The organism is Tenacibaculum sp. E3R01 (assembly GCF_003318185.1).
GTDB classification, from domain to species: Bacteria; Bacteroidota; Bacteroidia; order Flavobacteriales; family Flavobacteriaceae; genus Polaribacter; species Polaribacter halocynthiae.
In genome coordinates this window covers 363,334-381,728 of record NZ_QOCC01000019.1, presented here as the reverse complement: position 1 = coordinate 381,728, position 18,395 = coordinate 363,334, and the positions used below count along the sequence as shown (strand labels likewise).

Here is an 18,395-nt window from a genome sequence, read left to right as displayed (position 1 = left end):
ATAAGTATATCATAGAGTAAAATTAAAACCCACATTTTACATAAAAAATGTGGGTTTTAATTTTAAAAACAATAGCTTTTATTCTTTATAAATCTTTACGATTAATTCTCCTTTATCATTCATTGATGCTCTATACATACCAGCTGTATTAAACTCAAACGACATGTTACCATTTTTATCAAGAGCAATGATACCACCAGTTCCACCAAGATTCGTAAGTTTGTTTTGAATAACATCATTGGTAGCTTCTTTTAAAGAAACGTTTTTATATTCCATTTGTGCTGCAATATCATGAGCTACAACACCTCTAATAAAATATTCACCCCATCCTGTAGAAGAAATCCCACATGTAGCATTATTTGCATATGTACCTGCTCCAATTATAGGAGAATCTCCTATTCTATTCCAACGTTTATTAGTCATTCCACCAGTAGAAGTACCAGCAGTAATATTTCCTTTTTTATCTAAGGCAACACAACCTACAGTACCAAATTTACTATCTTTAATATCAGTATCATAAAATGCAGATTTTTCATCATGGTCTAATTGTGTCTTCTTTTTATTTTTTATTCGTTGTAAAGATTTGAATCGTTTTTCAGTATAAAAATAACTTGGATCCATAATCTCTAATCCTTTTTCCTTAGCAAAATTATCAGCACCAATTCCTGATAATAATACGTGGTTAGAATTATTCATAACTTGGATGGCTGCAGAAATAGGGTTTTTAACTGTTTTAACACCAGCAACAGCACCAGCATTTAGAGTTTTACCTTCCATTATAGAAGCATCCATTTCATTGGTTTCAGCATTTGTAAAAACTGCACCTTTACCAGCATTAAACAAAGGAGAGTTTTCCATAATATGTATTGATGCTTCAACTGCTTTAGTACTCGAACCACCTTTTTTTAAAATCGAATATCCTGCTTTTATAGCTTCTTCTAATTTTTGTTGGTATGCTTTTTCTTTTTCTGGAGTCATATTCTTTTTTAAAATAGTACCAGCACCTCCGTGAATAATAATAGCAAACTCATTTTGTTTGATATTTTTAGTGTTTTTTGTTTTTTGTTTTTTATCGTTTTTACAACTGCTTAAAAACAACAGCAATAGTAAAATAGTAGTTATTTGTTTCATTTTTTGTGTTAGTGTTTGATAATTAATTTGATATCAAAAATATGACTTTTCAATTTTATGTTACTTTTAATATTTTAGTTTTTAACAAAATTCAATTATTTGTTTGATGTTTATTTGTTTTTAAAATATTAATAATTAATTATTTATCTTAGTTAAATTCCAAACAAAATGAACTAACTAAACAAATATCATGTTAAATTCCTGTTACTTTATAAGTAGCGTACAAACATTACTAATAACGTTAATATTTTTTTTATACAAATCTCAAAAATTTAAATTAAACAGGTATTTAGGTTTCTTTTTTCTTACCCTTTTTATTGAAACAGTAAAAATAATTTTGTTAAGAACGTATCATAATATTCACTTGATTTTTTTACCAGTAAATTTTAATTTTTTAACCATTGTTTTCTTATTTTTTTATGCATCAGAAACATCTGGTGTTATAATAAAAAACAAGTTTAAATATTATCTACTAGCAATTATAGAAATAGTAGTGTTCTCTGTATTGTTTATTCTTGTTTGGTTTGTTCCTAGCCTTATAGAAAAACTTTTTATTTATGGGTTTATGGATGTTTATATGTTTTCATCGTCAATATTTATAGGTTATTTCTGTATCAGAATAATTAAAATTAATTTAATACATAAAAAGAAACTTTTAGAGTACTATGAGGATGTAAAGTATAAAACACTATTATGGCTTACAGCTTTTTGTGTTATATGTATAGTTTTAAATTTTTTAGGTTTTTTTGGACGATTTTTATTTTTGAATAATAAAAGTTATCACATATTAATTGAAGTACTATTTTTGATTTCGTTATACTATATAACCATTGCTAGTTTAGTTCAAATTAACATATCAAACGTTATTAACTTAAATAAAGTTTCTTTTAATGAAATTCAAAAAGAACTTATCGATGTTTGTAAAACAATTGATCATTATATGACAAGTGAAAAATTGTATTTAAATCCTTCACTAAATTTAACTTTTCTGTCAAACTATATTAAAATCCCAGATCGATTAATATCAAAATCTATTAATGAAATTAAGAACAAGAATTTTAACAGGTTTGTACATGAATACAGAATTGAAGAGTTTAAGAGATTAGTTTTAGATAAAAAATATGAAAAATATAGTATTGAAGCTTTAGCTCATGAAGTAGGGTATAATTCACGAGCTTCGTTTTATAAAAACTTTAAAATAATTGTGGGGGTTTCACCACATGATTTTATTAAAAATAAATAAAATAGTATTTATTTATAAGTTATTAATTGTATCAATTTTTTGAGATGTCTCTAAACATGTTTAGAGACATTGTTGCTTTGTTTAATATTTTGTTTTTGTGGTAATTAGCACCTTTAATCATAAACCTTTCTAAACAATGAAAACAAAATTAAATAAACTTTTAATCGTTGTGTTTTTATCAATGATAACTGGAATAACGTATTCCCAAAACAATATTATTATTCTTCAAAACGGAGAAAAAGGTTTGGCTCCTAGGTACGTACAAATACAAGAAAACAGTCAACCAGCTATTAATTCAGCAATCGTTTTTTTAAGAAAAAATTTTAAAATTTCTTCAAACTTTACTTTTACTGAAGTGTCTAATGAAACGGATGAACTTGGTATAACCCATATAAAATATCAACAGTATTTAAATGATATACCAGTTGAAAACGCCTACTATGTTTTACATGCTCGAAAAGGAAAAGTGTATTCAGTAAATGGTGAAATATTTAAAACAATATTAAAAACTACTGGAATTCAAAAAAAATCAAGTATATCATCTGATCAAGCGTTAAGGTTTGCTTTGAAAGAATTGACAGGAAAAGCCCTTACTTGGGGCCATAATCAAATAAAATCTAAAGTAAAAGATGATAATTTAGTTTATATATCTAAAGGAAATAACTTAAATTCAAGTGAATTAGAGCTGGTGTATAAATTTGATTTATATTCTGAAGAGCCTTTTGAAAGAAAAAAAGTATATATAAACGCATCAAATGGAGAAACTGTTTTTACTGAGGTATTAAAACATTCCGCTTTTCCTGGAATGGAGAAACATTCTTGTAAAGAAGAATCGCATACAAAAGAAGAAGAAATGTTTGCTACAGGTTCTACCCAAACTAGATTTTATGGAACTAAAAGTATTACAGTTTCTGGTTCAACAGGAAGGTATACTGCTTCTCAAACAGGAAACAGAAATATCTCTATTACTAATTTAAACGGTAGAAGTATAGGTTTTGGAAGTACACCACCATCTGGAGGTTCTGTTATTTCTAGTACTACTGCTAATGGTTTTGGAAATTCTGGTAATGAAGGTTATTATATGGCTGCTTATTGGGGAGCAGAACAAACATGGGACATGTTTAAAAGTGTTTTTGGTAGGTCAAGCTATAATGGTTCAGGTGGAAAAGTTAATATATTCGTTAATGGCTCAGGTCAAGGAGCAGATAATAATGCATTTTGGGTAGGATCTTGGACATATTTTGGGAATGCTTCAAGTGGAGCTCCTTTCACTCCTCTTGATGTAGTTGGTCATGAAATAGCACATGGAGTTACTCAAACCTCAGCGGGTTTAGTGTATAGAAATGAATCTGGAGCTATGAATGAAGGGTTTAGTGATATTTTTGGATGTTATGCTGAATATTATGCGTTCAATAGGCTAGACTCTAATGTTTGGACCTTAGGAGAAAATATTTCTTTTCAACGTTCTTTATCGAATCCTAAACAACATAGGCAACCAGACACTTACAATGGTACAAATTGGTATACAGGCTCTGGTGATAATGGAGGTGTTCATATTAATAGTGGAGTGTTAAATCACTGGTTTTATATTTTATCACAAGGTAAGCAAGGTTCAAATGATAAAGGAAGTTCATATAATGTAAAAGGAATAGGTATCGAAAAAGCAGCTCAAGTTGCTTACAGGGCACTTACAAGGTATTTAACTTCAAGTTCTAATTATTCATCAGCAAGAAATGCAGTTATAAATGCAGCAACCGATTTATATGGAGCAAATTCTTGTGAATTAGTAGCTACTACTGATGCAATGTATGCTGTAGGTATTGGCTCAAAATATTCAGGTTCTGGGTGTAGTACCTCTGACTGTTCAGTGATTGAAAATGTAATAGCTTCAAATGTATCAGTTGCAAGTGCAACTATAAATTGGACAGCTAAATCAGGGGTTTCTAATTATCAACTTGAATATAAGAAATCTACTGATACTAATTATACCCAAACTACTGTAAATGGAGCTTCTCAAAACTTGACGGGTCTTAGTTCAAATACATTATATCAAGTTAGAGTAACTTATACATGTGATGGGAAATTAGCTACATATTCATCTGTTATTTCATTTAGAACAAAAAATATTATAGATCCTCCCAAGTGTGATCCAGTTACTGGATTAAATATTTCTAATGTTTCTAAAAACTCTGTAGTTCTTTCTTGGAACAGTGTTCCTTCTATTAATTCTTACACCGTTGAATATAGAAAAGAAACTAGTAATAGTTATACAATTACCTCAGCAAATGGATCATCTATTTCAATTAATGGGCTATTACCAAATACAACTTACTTAGCTAGAATTAAATATAGTTGTAATGACGGTGGAGGTGATACTGGCTGTGATGGTGTTTCAGCATATCAAGCATATCCGTCTATTTATATGACTGGTGATAAGGTTACTTATAATGGGAAAAAATATGAAAGTTTAGCTGATAATTTATACAATATTCCCCCTACTGGTAATACACATTCATACTTATGGAAAGACTTAGGACCATGTTCTTCTAGTTTTTCAGCTTTAGAAAACGATTCACCTTATTCAAGCGAAATTAGGTTTACTACATTACAAGATGATACAAATGTTTGTGAAGCAATTAATGATATTGATATTTCTAGTATTACAACAAATAGTGCAGATGTTTCATGGTCACCAGTTTTAGGGATAACTTCTTTCGAATTAGAATATAAAAAATCTTCTGATAGCAGTTATAATTTAGTTAACGTATCTAGTTCATCGTATTCATTTACTAATTTAAGTGCAAGTACTTCATATCAATTAAGAGTTCGTTATACTTGTAGTAATGGAGATAAGTCGCCATATTCAAATACCGTAAGTTTTGTAACTGAAGGCACTACTGGAGGATGTAATGGAATACCAGAATATAGAAGTGGTGTTTTTTACCAAAAAGGTGATAAGGTTGTATACAACGGAAATGTGTTTGAAGCTCAAATTACAGTTTGGTGGGCTCCAATTTATGGTTATTGGACAAATTTAGGTCCTTGTAACAACTTAACTGTAAAGCAAAGTTTTAACATAATAACAAATCCTGCAAAAGAAGGAGTGGTAATAGTATCTTTTAATAATTTAAAAGGAACAAAGATTCATGTAAATATTTCTGACTTTTCTGGAAATATTCTTGTTAAAAGGATATTAACTAAATTAAAAGTAAATTCATTTAATTCACAGCATGAAATAGCTATTCCAAATCTTAAAACTGGAGTATACTTTATTAATGTTAATGGAATGACTAAGAAATTAATAGTAGAATAATTGATTTGTTTTTACAAAAAAGAAGTAGGTTACTTGTAAATACTAAGTATTTGAGTGTTTTATAAAAAGCATCTATTTTTTAAGGGGAAATTAGATTTATAAATAAATTGAGTTTTTACAATTCAATAATCCTACTTCTGGGTTTTAAAGTGTGCCATCTATATAAACTGTATGTTTTTATAGATGGTTTTTTTAGTAACTAGTCGTTTTGTTTTTTTTAATACAAAAAGTTATAAAAAACAACAAAAAACCTTTGAATGTTTAATTTTTGAAATGTATTTTTATTCGTAGTTTTGTTTCCATAAAAGTTGAACAATAATTAAACTAGAAATAAATGACTGATTTTGGAATTGATAAAGCTATTAAAGAATTAGGCTTAAAAGAAATAAACAATGGAACTTCAACTGGTTCTGTAAATTTTTCTAATGGAGAAATTATTGAATCATACTCTCCAGTTGATGGTAAGTTAATAGGAAAAGTAAAAACTACAACTAGAGAAGATTACGATAAGGTAATGGATGCCGCTACTTCGGCTTTTAAAACTTTTAGAACAATGCCAGCTCCACAAAGAGGAGAAATTGTTCGTCAGTTTGGAAATAAATTAAGAGAATTAAAAGAGCCATTAGGTAAATTAGTTTCTTATGAAATGGGTAAATCTTATCAAGAAGGTTTAGGAGAAGTTCAAGAAATGATTGATATCTGTGATTTTGCAGTAGGTTTATCTCGTCAATTAAACGGACAAGTAATTCCTTCAGAAAGACCAGGACACGTAATGAGAGAACAATGGCATCCAATTGGTGTGGTAGGAATTATTTCTGCATTTAACTTCCCAGTAGCTGTTTGGGCTTGGAATACTGCTTTAGCTTGGATTTGTGGTGATGTATGTGTATGGAAAGGTTCAGAAAAAGCTCCTTTATGTTCAGTAGCATGTCAAAATATTATTGCAGATGTTTTAAAAGAAAATAACTTACCAGAAGGTATTTCTTGTATTGTTAATGGTGATTATAAAGTAGGAGAGTATATTACTACTGATACTCGTATTCCATTAGTATCTGCTACTGGATCTACAAGAATGGGACGTATTGTTGGAGCAACAGTTGCTGAGCGTTTTGGTAAATCTTTATTAGAATTAGGAGGAAACAATGCAATTATTATTACACCAACTGCAGATTTAACAGTGGTTGTTCCAGGAGCTGTATTTGGAGCAGTAGGAACTTGTGGTCAACGTTGTACATCTACACGTAGATTAATTATTCATGAATCAGTTTACGATAAAGTAAGAGATGCGATAGTTGGTGCTTATGGGCAAATTAAAATTGGAAACCCATTAGATGAAAATAATCATGTAGGACCATTAATTGATAAAGATGCTGTAAATACCTATTTAGCTGCAATAGAAAAAGCAAAAGCTGAAGGAGGAAAAGTATTAGTAGAAGGAGGAGTTTTAGAAGGAGAAGGATACGAAAGTGGATGTTATGTTAAGCCAGCGATTATTGAAGCAGAAAATCATTTTGAAATAGTACAGCATGAAACATTTGCTCCAATTTTATATTTAATGAAATATTCTGGAGAAGTAGAAAATGCTATTGAATTACAAAATGGTGTAGCACAAGGTTTATCATCTTCAATTATGACAAGTGAAATGAAAGAAGCTGAGAAGTTTTTATCATATGCTGGTTCTGATTGTGGTATTGCAAACGTAAATATTGGTACTTCAGGTGCTGAAATTGGAGGTGCTTTTGGTGGTGAAAAAGAAACAGGTGGAGGACGTGAGTCTGGATCTGATGCTTGGAAAGTATATATGCGTCGTCAAACAAACACAGTAAATTATTCTGATGAGTTACCATTAGCTCAAGGAATCAAATTTGATTTATAATAGTGTTTTAATAATACTAAAAACCCCATTTAAAATATTTAAATGGGGTTTTTTATTGGGTTTAAGAAAAATTATTGCATAATTACATCTTTCCCTTTTTTTATGTTTTCTATTTTAAAATATTTTGTTTTACCAGTTTCTTTATAGCTTAAAACAGCTTCATTTTCTTTTAATTCAAAAGGAAACTTCTTTTCTGTTTTTTTAGTAGTATTACCGTATTCTTTTTTAGGATCATCATGTAATTGTAAGTCATACTTAGTATTTCCTGAAGAATAATAGTGTCTTCCAATAATATATTTTGAGTTTTCTTTAGTTTCTATAGTTACGTCTATAATTTTATTCATAAAATAGAGTTTTTCAAAAACTACTTTTTTTGGAGAAGAAAAAGCTATTTTTACATCTGTACTGTTATTACCAGGCATACCACCAGTGATATTTACATAGCTAGCTCCTTTAATTGTAAAAGGAGGAGTTTTTTCAAATTGCATGCTAGCGCACTGAGTAAAACTAATAGTTAAAACTAATAGACTGAAGAGTTTCATTATTTTCATTTTGTATTATTTAGTTTCATTAAATTCAAGGAGTATGCCAAGTTACTAATTTATTATAGATTAAAAAATGTTGAATTATAGTTATTGGGAGTTAAAAGAGTGGTTTTCTAATATTGATTTTACCATTATTGGAAGTGGAATTGTGGGGTTAAATTGTGCTTTTCAACTTAAAAATAAATATCCTAAAGCCAAAATAGTTATACTTGAAAAAGGAGTTTTACCCCAAGGGGCTAGCAGTAAAAATGCTGGATTTGCTTGTTTTGGTAGTTTATCTGAACTTATAGATGATTTAAAAACACACAGCAAAGAAGAGGTTTTTAATTTGGTAAAAAAAAGATGGGAAGGCTTACAGTTATTACGAACTAATTTAGGGGATGAAAATATAAGCTTTCAACAAAATAAAGGACATGAATTATTTTTAGATACAGGTTTTTATAACGAATGTTTAGATAAGATAGATGAAATAAACATGTTATTAAATCCATTATTTAAAAGAAATGTATTTACTGTTAATGACAATGTTTTTAGGTTTGAGAATATCTATAAAAACTATATAACTAATTCTTTAGAAGGTCAAATAGATACTGGTAAAATGGTTACTCAACTATTGAAAAAAGCACAAGATTTAGATATAAAAATATTGAATGGAATTGCTTTAGAAAGTTTTATTGAAGCACAAAACAAGGTACATATCAAAACAAACAAAATTGAGTTTTTTTCCAAAAAAATATTAATAGCAACGAATGGGTTTGCTAAAGAATTATTAAAAGAAGACGTAAAGCCAGCAAGAGCTCAAGTATTGGTTACTAAGCCTATTGAGAATTTACAGATAAAAGGAACATTTCATTTAGATAAAGGATATTATTATTTTAGAAACATTGATAATAGAATATTATTAGGTGGAGGTAGAAACCTAGATTTCAAAACAGAAGAGACTACTAGTTTTGAACAAACCGACTTAATTCAAAATAAGTTAGATGAAATTTTACAAGAAGTTATTTTACCAAATAAGAAAGTTGAGGTTGATTATAGATGGAGTGGAATAATGGGAGTAGGAAATCAAAAAAAAGCAATAGTAAAACAGGTGTCAAATAATGTTTATTGTGGAGTTCGTTTAGGTGGAATGGGAGTTGCAATAGGTAGTTTAATAGGAAAGGAATTAGCAGATTTAACATGAATGTAAAAGAATTATTATATAATGAATGTGAGGCTTTTGTAAATAATCGTTTACAAACAATTGAGAGCATTATAAGTTCAAATAAGAAAGCATTACACTCTGAAACAAAAAGCTCAGCAGGTGATAAGCATGAAACAGGACGTGCTATGTTACAATTAGAAATGGAAAAAGCTGGCCAACAATTAAATGGAGTTCAGCAAATGAAAGAAACCTTAGCAAGAATAGTGTTAACTGCCAATTCTAGTACTAGTTGCCTTGGTAGTATTATTGAAACAAATTCGTTTACTTACTTTTTAAGTATTTCAGCAGGTAAAATAATTATTAGTAATAAAACTTTTTTTGCAGTTTCAGTTTCTTCCCCAATAGGAAAGTTATTATTAGGAAAAACTGTTAATGACGAGCTTACTTTTAATGGAAAAAAGATAGCTATAAAAAATATACTTTAATACTAAAAGTAGGGATTGGTAACTTCTAACTGTTTTATAAGAAGTAATTATCAATCTATAACGAGTAGTTTGAATTTTTAAACAGTTTCACTATTAATCTCTAGTGAAACTGTTGTTTTTTTATCTAAGTAACTATTGTGATTTAAAAATAATTTTTGACCTGCTAAATCAGTTTCTATTAACCAGTAAAACCCTTTATAATATGAGTTTAAAACGGTAGCTATAATAGTTGATTTTTCTACAATTTTAATTTGATGAGGATACAAAAGTAATTTTGTATTGTTAACTGTTACTTCATTTACATCATCAAATAAAGAAGCTATATATTTTTCTCTAGGTGCGTTATATAGGTTTTTTGGAGTGTTTTTAGCAAGTATTTGATTATTTCTAATTACAATCATTTTATCGGCAAAAGAAAGAGCATCACCACCATCATGCGTAGCTACAATACATGCAATGTTTTTACTTTTTAAATAAGTAAATAAATTTCTTCTTAAAGAGTTCTTTTTAAAATTATCTATTTGCCCAAAAGGTTCGTCTAGCAATAGTAGCTCTGGTTCTTTAGCAAGCGCTCTAGCAATAGCAACTCGTTGTTGTTGTCCACCACTTAAATTTTTAACTTTCTCATCAGCAAATTCGGTCATTTCAATAACTTCAAGTAACTCTTTTGTTCGTTGTTGTGCTTTCTCAGGGTAAAAACGTGATAAAAATTTTGCAATATTTTCACTTACAGTAGTGTAAGGCATTAAGTCAAAATCTTGCGCCACATATTTAAAAAAATCCATGCCAGGAACTAAATGATAAGCAGGTCCTAAAATTTGAGATTTTTTCCAAAAGATAGTACCTTTATTTACATCTAATAAGCCATAAATAATTTTCAACAATGTAGATTTTCCACAGCCACTTTCTCCCATTATGCATAGGTTTTCTCCTTCTTGTAGTGTAAAACTTACATTTTGTAAAGTGTTGTTTTGTGTAGAATATTGAAAAGAAATATTATTTACGTGTAGCATAGAGCAAAAATAAGCAAAGGAATAAAATAATACCTCTTTATATTAAACGATGATTTTTAATTTTTTTATAAAAAAATGCAATAGATTATAAAAGCTACGTCTTTATAATTGAAGAGCGATTAAAAAGCTTATAAATGAACCACAAATCAGAAAATAATAAAAAACTCAAAGCATTTTTTGATAAAGAATATAATGTTCTTAAATCTTACGTTAGGTCTAAAATAAAGCAAAATATTAATCAAGATGCTGAAGATATTATTCAAGATGTTGCGCTTAAATTGTTTTCAGGTGTAAGTGGATATTCTCCTATTAATAACGTGGCAAGTTTTGTATACAGGTCATTAAGAAATAAGATTATTGATAGGATGAGGAAGAACAAACAAAATATTTCAGATGAAGATATTGATGCTTTAAAGTTAAATGAGCTTACACAAGCTTTATATGGAGCTTCTGAAGATGTTTATTCAGAAGCAATGAAGGAAGAAATTAAAGTAAGAATGTTGAGTTTAAAGCCAATATATAAAGAAATAATTATAGCTATCGATTTTGAAGGGTATACATATAATGAATTATCACAAGATTTAGGAGTACCAATAGGAACATTAATGTCTAGAAGACATAGAGCATTAGGACTTTTATTAAAAAAAATAGAATTAAAAAATAACAAGAATTAAAACAGATGGAAAATTTATTTAAAGAAAGGGTTAAAGGAGAATCTTTAGGGATATTTATAGGAAGAATAGTTTTTGGAGTGATAGCAATTATTGGATTAGCCATATTATTTGGATATGTAATTATGTGGTTATGGAATACGTTAATGCCAGAGATTTTTGGGTTACCAGTTATTAGTTATTGGCAAGCAGTAGGATTATTTATTTTGTCTAAAATTTTATTATGCTCTGGAGGAAAACATAGCTCGGACTGCTCTCCAAGAGAAAAAAAGAAGCATAAATTTAGATCTTTTGATAAAAACAGATGTAATAAGAATGTTTCTGACTGGGAACATTATGAAAAATTCTGGAAAGAGGAGGGGAGTGACGCTTACGAAAAATTCAAAGAGCGTATGGATGAACACAGTAATACAGATACTAAACAAGAATAAATTATGAAATTATTTATTTACGGAACAGATATAAATACTGAACATAAAGTGAAATCGATTCATAAACTATTTAATGAAGATAGTAATATAATTGATGTATCAATTGATATTGAAGATATTGATAATGTTTTACGAATAGAAGCAACTGATTATATAGAAGAAGTTGATATTATTAATAAAGTTGAAAAGAAAGGATTCCATTGTGTGGAGTTAGTTGATTAAGTAAAGAAAGATAAAAAAAACCGATACAGATGTATCGGTTTTTATTTTAAAAGCAATTCTTAAGAATTGTAATATTTTAAGACTAAAGTTTGTTTACCAAATTCTAACTCTTTCTTCAGGTGTTATATACATTTTATCACCTTCTTTAACGTCAAAAGCTTTGTAAAAAGCATCTACGTTTTTAAGAGGCATATAAGCTCTATATTGTCCAGGAGCATGTGTATTGGTCATGATTAAGTTTTTTAAAGCTTCATCACGCATTTTTGTTCTCCAAATAGTACCCCAAGAAAGGAAGAAACGTTGCTCAGCAGTAAAACCATCAATATCAGCAGGACGACCATTCTTTTTTAAGAAAATTTGTAAACCTTCATAAGCAGCTTGAACTCCTCCTAAATCTCCAATATTTTCTCCTAATGTATATTTACCGTTTAAGTGCATGCTATCTATAGCAATAATATCACTGTATTGTTTAACTAACTTGTCTCCGATAGTTTTAAACTTTTTTGAATCATCTTCTGTCCACCAATTTTTTAAGTTTCCATCACCATCAAAACGAGCACCAGAATCATCAAAACTATGAGAAATTTCATGACCGATAACAGCTCCAATTCCTCCATAGTTTACAGCTTCATCAGCTTTGTAGTTGTAAAAAGGAGGTTGTAAAATTGCTGCTGGAAATACGATTTCATTATTTACTGGATTAAAGTAAGCGTTTACAGTTTGAGGAGACATTCCCCATTCAGTTCTGTCAACTTTCTTACCTAATTTAGCCATGTTTTTATTATAATTCCATTTAGCTACATTAATTGCATTTTCAAAATATGTACCTCCATTTTTTAAGCCTTTTACTTGTAATGCAGAATAATCTTTCCACTTATCAGGATATGCAATTTTAACGGTTAACTTATGTAATTTTGCTAAAGCTTTCTCTTTAGTTTCTTCACTCATCCAAGGTAATTGAGCAATACGTTTTTCGAAACCTAACATCACATTATCAATCATTTCCTTAGCTTTTTTCTTTGCTTCTGGCGGAAATTTAGCATCAACGTATAATTTACCTAAAGCTTCACCGATAGCACCGTTTAAGTTTCCTAAAGCACGCTCATTTCTTGGGCGTTGTTTTTTAGCACCACGCATTGTTTTGCTGTAAAACTCCCAGTTTGCTATTTCTAAATCAGTACTTAATAAGTTAAGTGAAGTGTTAATAGTATTCCAACGTAATACTAATTTGATATCTTCTACAGAACGAGTTGTAAAAATATCATTCATTGCTTTAAAGTACCCAGGATCAGTAACAATTATTTTTTCAATATTGTTAACACCAATTCCTTTTAAATGAGCATCCCAATCAATTGCAGGTGCTAATTCTTGAAGTTCAGCAACTGTCATTGGGTTATACATTTTACGAGTGTCTCTTCGCTCTTCTTTAGTCATCATTGGTTCAGCTAAACTAGCTTCAAAAGCAACAATATTTGCTGCATTTTTTTTAGCAGTAGCTTCATCATCACCAAATTTAACTAACATTTTAGCAACAAACTCTTGGTATTTTTCTAATTTGTCTTTTACTTTTTGATCTACATAATAATCTCTAGATAAACCAAGACCACCACCACTTAAATAACCAGCATTCATACTACTGTTTTTTAAGTCGTTAAAAACACCAAAATCATAAAAACCACCACCTCCGTATTGAGCCATATTAGTTAAATATGTTTCAACATCTTTTTTAGTTTTTATAGCATCAATCTTAGCTAAATATGGTGCTACAGGAGCTATACCTTGTTTATTACGTGATACAGTATCCATGATGCTTTCATAATAGTTCACTGCCTTCTCTTGATCTGAATCTATTTCATTTCCTTTAGAATCTTTTATTTTTGGAAAATTACCTTCTTCAATAGCTTTATTTAAAATAGCTAATACATCGGCATCCGTTTTTTTACGAAGTTCTCCAAAGCCACCCCAAGAAGTTCTATCGGCAGGAATCTCGGTTTTATCCATCCAAGTTCCGTTAACATATCTAAAAAAATCATCTGTAGGTTTAACAGATGTGTCCATGTTTTCTAATATGATACCTTGAGCTTTCTCTTCAGGTTTTTTTTCAGTTTTACAAGCAACAACACCTAAAGAGGCTACAGCTGTTGTAAAAACAAGTTTATGTATGGTTTTCATTATATATAATTAGATTGATTTAATTAAATGCAAAACTTAGATGTTTTCTCTTCAATAGTATTTTTCATCCTTTTCTTTAATAAACTTTTTCGCCAGGTTTATTTAATAAGACAATAAATGGGAGAAAATGTTACAAAGCTTAACTTTTAATTTTTGATTTAGATGGGTTTGGTAATTGATCAAAGCCCATGTTAAATAATGTAAATCCAAATATATCAGCATACTGTTCAATAGTTTTTGCTACTGGGGTACCTGCTCCATGACCTGCATTTGTTTCAATTCTAATTAAAACAGGGTTAGCTCCTTTTTGTTTGTCTTGTAGTTCAGCTGCAAATTTAAAACTATGGGCTGGTACCACTCTATCATCATGGTCACCAGTTGTTACCATAGTTGCAGGATACTTTACATCTTTATTTACATTATGTACAGGTGAATAGCCTTTTAAGTATTCAAACATTTCTTTACTTTGCTCAGAAGTTCCATAGTCATAAGCCCAACCAGCTCCAGCTGTAAATGTGTGATAACGTAACATATCTAATACTCCAACTGCAGGTAGCGCTACTTTCATTAAATCTGGTCGTTGTGTCATAGTTGCTCCAACTAATAAACCTCCATTTGATCCACCACGAATAGCTAAATACTCTGATGAGGTATATTTTTCTTTAATTAAATACTCAGCAGCGGCTATAAAATCGTCAAAAACATTTTGTTTTTTTAGTTTAGTTCCTGCATCGTGCCATTTTTTTCCATATTCACCACCACCACGTAAATTAGGTACAGCATACACACCACCTTGTTCCATCCAAACGGCATTTGCAACACTAAAACTTGGCGTTAAACTTACATTAAATCCTCCATAACCATATAGTATAGTAGGATTGTTTCCATCAAGCTTTATTCCTTTTTTATACGTTATAATCATAGGTACTTTTGTACCATCTTTTGAAGTGTAAAATACTTGTTTACTTTCATATCCATCAGCATCAAAAGCAATATTTGGTTTCCAGTATATCTCATAAGTACCATCTTCTGGATTGAATTTATATGAAGATCCAGGAGTGTTATAATTGGTGAATGAAAAATATAACTCTTTAGCTTCTTTTTTTCCTCCAAAACCACCAACAGATCCTACTCCAGGTAATTTTATTTCTCTAACTAATTTTCCATCGTAATCATACTGTAATACTTTTGAAACAGCATCTACCATATATTCAGCAAAGAAATAACCAGAACCAGTTGACGGACTTAATACATTCTCTGTTTCAGGAATAAAATCTTTCCAGTTCTTTTCTGTAGGATTTGATGCATCAACTGTAACTATTTTTTGATTCGGTGCATTAAGGTTAGTAACTAAATATAACTGAGTTCCTTTATTTTCTATAACATAAGTATCACTATTGTCAGTATCTAAAATTGTAACAATAGGATTGTTGTCATTTGATAAATCTTTCATTAATAATTTATTACCAGAAGTAGATATTCTTGGATAAATAAAAAGATACTTACCATCTTCGGTAACACCACCACTAACATATCTATGTTTTTCTTCAGGTTTAGCTCCAAAAATTACCTTGTCTTCTTTTTGACTTGTTCCTAATTTATGGTAATATAATTTATGTTGATCAGTTTTAGCAGATAGCTGACTTCCTTTAGGCTTGTCATAGCTTGAATAGTAGAAACCATCGTTTCCTTTCCATGATATTCCAGAAAATTTAACATCAACAATAGTGTCTTCTTTAATTTCTTTTGACTCAGCATCCATAATGATTACTTTTCTCCAATCACTTCCGCCTTCTGATATTGAATAAGCTAACGTTTTTTTGTCTTTTGAAAAGCTAACCGAACCTAATGATGTAGTTCCGTCTTCTGCAAATGTATTTGGGTCTAAAAAAACCTCTTCTTTACCATCTTTGTCTTTTCTATATAAAACATAATGGTTTTGTAAACCATTGTTTTTATAGAAGTATGTATAGTCGCCTCTTTTAAAAGGAACGCCTAGTTTTTCGTAATTCCATAATTCAGACAATCGATTTTTTAATTCTTTACGATAAGGAATTTTATCTAAGTAATCGAAGGTAACTTCATTCTCAGCTTTAACCCAAGCTTCAGTTTCTTTACTTTTATCATCTTCTAACCAACGATAGTTGTCTGTTATTTTTGTTCCAAAATAATCATCAACTACGGGAATTTTAGTAGTTTCAGGGTAGTTCACAGTAATGTCTCTTTTTGTGTTTTTTGATTCTTTACAAGCCATAAATATAGAGCCAGTAATTAGAATAGGAATGATTAGTTTTTTCATCTTAAAAAAGAATTAGATAGTTCTCTCAAAGTTAGAAGAAAAATAGGCAAGAGTGTTACATTTTAAGAGGATTTTAACATAAATCCATTTTTTGTAATTATTATCAGTTAAAACGACTAATTTTACAATTAAGAGATTTAAAGTAAAAGTAAGGTTATAATTAATTTTAAAAAATGACAGAAAATTTAACAAAGGAAACTTTTCTTGAAAAGGTTTTTAACTATGAAAAGAATAAAGAATGGAGTTTTGAAGGTGAAATTCCAGCAATTATTGATTTTTATGCTGATTGGTGTGGTCCATGTAAGGCATTAGCTCCTGTTTTAGAAGATTTAAGTAATGAGTATGAAGGTAAAATACATATTTATAAAGTAGATACGGAAGCAGAACAAGAACTTTCTGCAGCGTTTGGTATTCGAAGTATACCTTCTATGCTTTTTTGTCCTAAAGGTGAAGAGCCACAAATGGCAAATGGAGCACTCCCCAAAAAACAAATTGAACAAATAATTGGAGACGTTTTAAAAATAAAAAAGTGATGTTAAAAACATCACTTTTTTTTATGAAATGAACTGTTTTAAGAAACTCAGTGATTATCACTACGGAAGCTTTTTTTTGGTTTTTAATTATTTGATTAGTAGTTTTTTAAGAATTGTGTTTTTAGAGCGTTAAAAACTTAAAAACATCATTTTGTTAAAAACTTCAAGGGATTTGTGAATAAGTATGGCTTTCAATTTTTAGTAAAAATTCCAATCTTTGTTTTCCCCTAACAACCTAAAAATAACACATTAAATTTTAGTTTACAGAATGGCTAGTATTGAACCAATTTTACAAGAGAATAAAGACAGATTTGTAATTTTTCCAATTCAACATAATGACTTATGGGAATGGTACAAAAAACAACAAGCATGTTTTTGGACTGCTGAAGAAATTGATTTATCTGTAGATGTTGTAGATTGGGAAACTAAATTATCAGATGATGAGCGTTATTTTATTAAGCATGTGTTAGCTTTTTTCGCAGCTTCTGATGGAATTGTAAATGAAAACTTAGCTGAAAACTTTGTAAATGAAGTTCAGTATTCTGAAGCAAAGTTCTTTTATGGTTTTCAAATAATGATGGAAAACATTCATTCTGAAACGTATTCATTATTAATAGATACGTATGTGAAAAACGAAGCAGAGAAAGATAGGTTATTTAAAGCTATCGAAATTTTTCCTGCTATTAAAAAGAAAGCTGAATGGGCATTAAAATGGATAGAGTCAGATTCATTTGCTGAACGTTTAATCGCTTTTGCAGCGGTTGAAGGAATTTTCTTCTCAGGATCATTTTGTTCTATTTTCTGGTTAAAGAAAAGAGGATTATTACCTGGGCTAGCTTTTTCTAATGAACTAATTTCTCGTGATGAAGGAATGCACTGTGATTTTGCAGTTCATTTACACAATAATCATATTGTAAATAAAGTACCTAAAGACCGAATTCGAGCTATTATTATTGATGCGTTAAGTATTGAAAGAGAGTTTATTACTGAGTCTTTACCTGTGAGTTTAATTGGTATGAATGCCAAATTAATGACACAGTATTTAGAATACGTAACCGATAGGTTATTACTAGAATTTGGATGCGAAAAAGAATACAATGCTACTAATCCATTTGATTTTATGGAAATGATTTCATTAGAAGGAAAAACAAACTTCTTTGAAAAAAGAGTATCTGAGTATCAAAAAGCAGGAGTATCATCTGGTGGTACAGGAGACATTAGCTTCGATGCTGATTTTTAAATAAGAACGACATACTGCTACCCCCTACATGCGGTAAATTTTGCTAAAACACGATTGTGTTTTTAGCATCATAATAT

The 18,395-nt window shown here is 29.6% G+C and carries 15 protein-coding genes; 10 read left to right on the top strand and 5 right to left on the bottom strand.

What is annotated here, in order from left to right; translation table 11 throughout:
• Window positions 1–78: 78 nt before the first annotated feature.
• The gene (locus DS884_RS06930; RefSeq protein ID WP_113786243.1) at window positions 79–1,131 is read right to left on the bottom strand and encodes an isoaspartyl peptidase/L-asparaginase family protein; all 1,053 of its coding nucleotides are present in this window, start codon (window positions 1,129–1,131) and stop codon (window positions 79–81) included.
• 364 nt (window positions 1,132–1,495) lie between these two features.
• On the opposite strand from DS884_RS06930, the gene DS884_RS06925 reads away from it, so the two are divergent.
• From DS884_RS06925 to DS884_RS06915, 3 genes are all read left to right on the top strand, one after another.
• A complete protein-coding gene (locus DS884_RS06925; RefSeq protein ID WP_158530824.1) occupies window positions 1,496–2,374 on the top strand; it encodes a helix-turn-helix domain-containing protein in 879 nt (292 codons plus the stop codon).
• Between the two features lie 136 nt (window positions 2,375–2,510).
• Window positions 2,511–5,687, top strand: coding sequence for a M4 family metallopeptidase (locus tag DS884_RS06920; protein WP_113786241.1), 3,177 nt, complete (start codon window positions 2,511–2,513; stop codon window positions 5,685–5,687).
• Between the two features lie 334 nt (window positions 5,688–6,021).
• On the top strand, window positions 6,022–7,563 hold the full coding sequence (locus DS884_RS06915) for an aldehyde dehydrogenase family protein (protein WP_113786240.1): 1,542 nt from the start codon (window positions 6,022–6,024) through the stop codon (window positions 7,561–7,563).
• Between the two features lie 71 nt (window positions 7,564–7,634).
• Here DS884_RS06915 and DS884_RS06910 read toward each other — a convergent pair whose 3' ends face one another.
• Window positions 7,635–8,114 carry a hypothetical protein gene (locus DS884_RS06910; protein ID WP_147239382.1) on the bottom strand — a complete coding sequence of 160 codons (480 nt, stop codon included), beginning with the start codon at window positions 8,112–8,114 and terminating at the stop codon, window positions 7,635–7,637.
• Window positions 8,115–8,184: 70 nt separating this feature from the next.
• On the opposite strand from DS884_RS06910, the gene DS884_RS06905 reads away from it, so the two are divergent.
• Together DS884_RS06905 and DS884_RS06900 are read left to right on the top strand one after the other, a co-directional pair.
• Window positions 8,185–9,291 (top strand): NAD(P)/FAD-dependent oxidoreductase, encoded by a 1,107-nt coding sequence (locus DS884_RS06905; RefSeq protein WP_113786526.1) that lies wholly within the window; start codon window positions 8,185–8,187, stop codon window positions 9,289–9,291.
• The gene (locus tag DS884_RS06900; RefSeq protein WP_113786238.1) at window positions 9,288–9,737 is read left to right on the top strand and encodes a 3-oxoacyl-ACP synthase; all 450 of its coding nucleotides are present in this window, start codon (window positions 9,288–9,290) and stop codon (window positions 9,735–9,737) included. The genes DS884_RS06905 and DS884_RS06900 overlap by 4 nt, the downstream gene beginning before the upstream one ends.
• Window positions 9,738–9,814: 77 nt before the next feature.
• Here DS884_RS06900 and DS884_RS06895 read toward each other — a convergent pair whose 3' ends face one another.
• Window positions 9,815–10,750 (bottom strand): ABC transporter ATP-binding protein, encoded by a 936-nt coding sequence (locus DS884_RS06895; RefSeq protein WP_113786237.1) that lies wholly within the window; start codon window positions 10,748–10,750, stop codon window positions 9,815–9,817.
• Window positions 10,751–10,884: 134 nt separating this feature from the next.
• On the opposite strand from DS884_RS06895, the gene DS884_RS06890 reads away from it, so the two are divergent.
• The 3 genes from DS884_RS06890 to DS884_RS06880 are packed head-to-tail and all read left to right on the top strand — an operon-like array spanning window position 10,885 to window position 12,074.
• Window positions 10,885–11,424 carry an RNA polymerase sigma factor gene (locus DS884_RS06890; protein WP_113786236.1) on the top strand — a complete coding sequence of 180 codons (540 nt, stop codon included), beginning with the start codon at window positions 10,885–10,887 and terminating at the stop codon, window positions 11,422–11,424.
• A gap of 5 nt (window positions 11,425–11,429) precedes the next feature.
• Window positions 11,430–11,852: a hypothetical protein gene (locus tag DS884_RS06885; protein ID WP_113786235.1), complete on the top strand. Its 423-nt coding sequence runs from the start codon at window positions 11,430–11,432 to the stop codon at window positions 11,850–11,852.
• 3 nt (window positions 11,853–11,855) lie between these two features.
• Entirely contained in the window at window positions 11,856–12,074 is a 219-nt protein-coding gene (locus DS884_RS06880) for a hypothetical protein (protein ID WP_093869573.1), read from the top strand.
• Window positions 12,075–12,167: 93 nt separating this feature from the next.
• On the opposite strand, the gene DS884_RS06875 is transcribed toward DS884_RS06880, so the two are convergent.
• Both DS884_RS06875 and DS884_RS06870 read right to left on the bottom strand, forming a co-directional pair.
• Window positions 12,168–14,246 (bottom strand): M13 family metallopeptidase, encoded by a 2,079-nt coding sequence (locus DS884_RS06875; RefSeq protein WP_113786234.1) that lies wholly within the window; start codon window positions 14,244–14,246, stop codon window positions 12,168–12,170.
• 139 nt (window positions 14,247–14,385) lie between these two features.
• On the bottom strand, window positions 14,386–16,545 hold the full coding sequence (locus DS884_RS06870; RefSeq protein WP_093869575.1) for a prolyl oligopeptidase family serine peptidase: 2,160 nt from the start codon (window positions 16,543–16,545) through the stop codon (window positions 14,386–14,388).
• A 173-nt stretch (window positions 16,546–16,718) separates the two neighbouring features.
• On the opposite strand from DS884_RS06870, the gene trxA reads away from it, so the two are divergent.
• Window positions 16,719–17,078, top strand: coding sequence for a thioredoxin (gene trxA / locus DS884_RS06865; protein WP_093869576.1), 360 nt, complete (start codon window positions 16,719–16,721; stop codon window positions 17,076–17,078).
• A 268-nt stretch (window positions 17,079–17,346) separates the two neighbouring features.
• A complete protein-coding gene (locus tag DS884_RS06860; protein ID WP_093869577.1) occupies window positions 17,347–18,318 on the top strand; it encodes a ribonucleotide-diphosphate reductase subunit beta in 972 nt (323 codons plus the stop codon).
• Window positions 18,319–18,395: the final 77 nt, after the last annotated feature.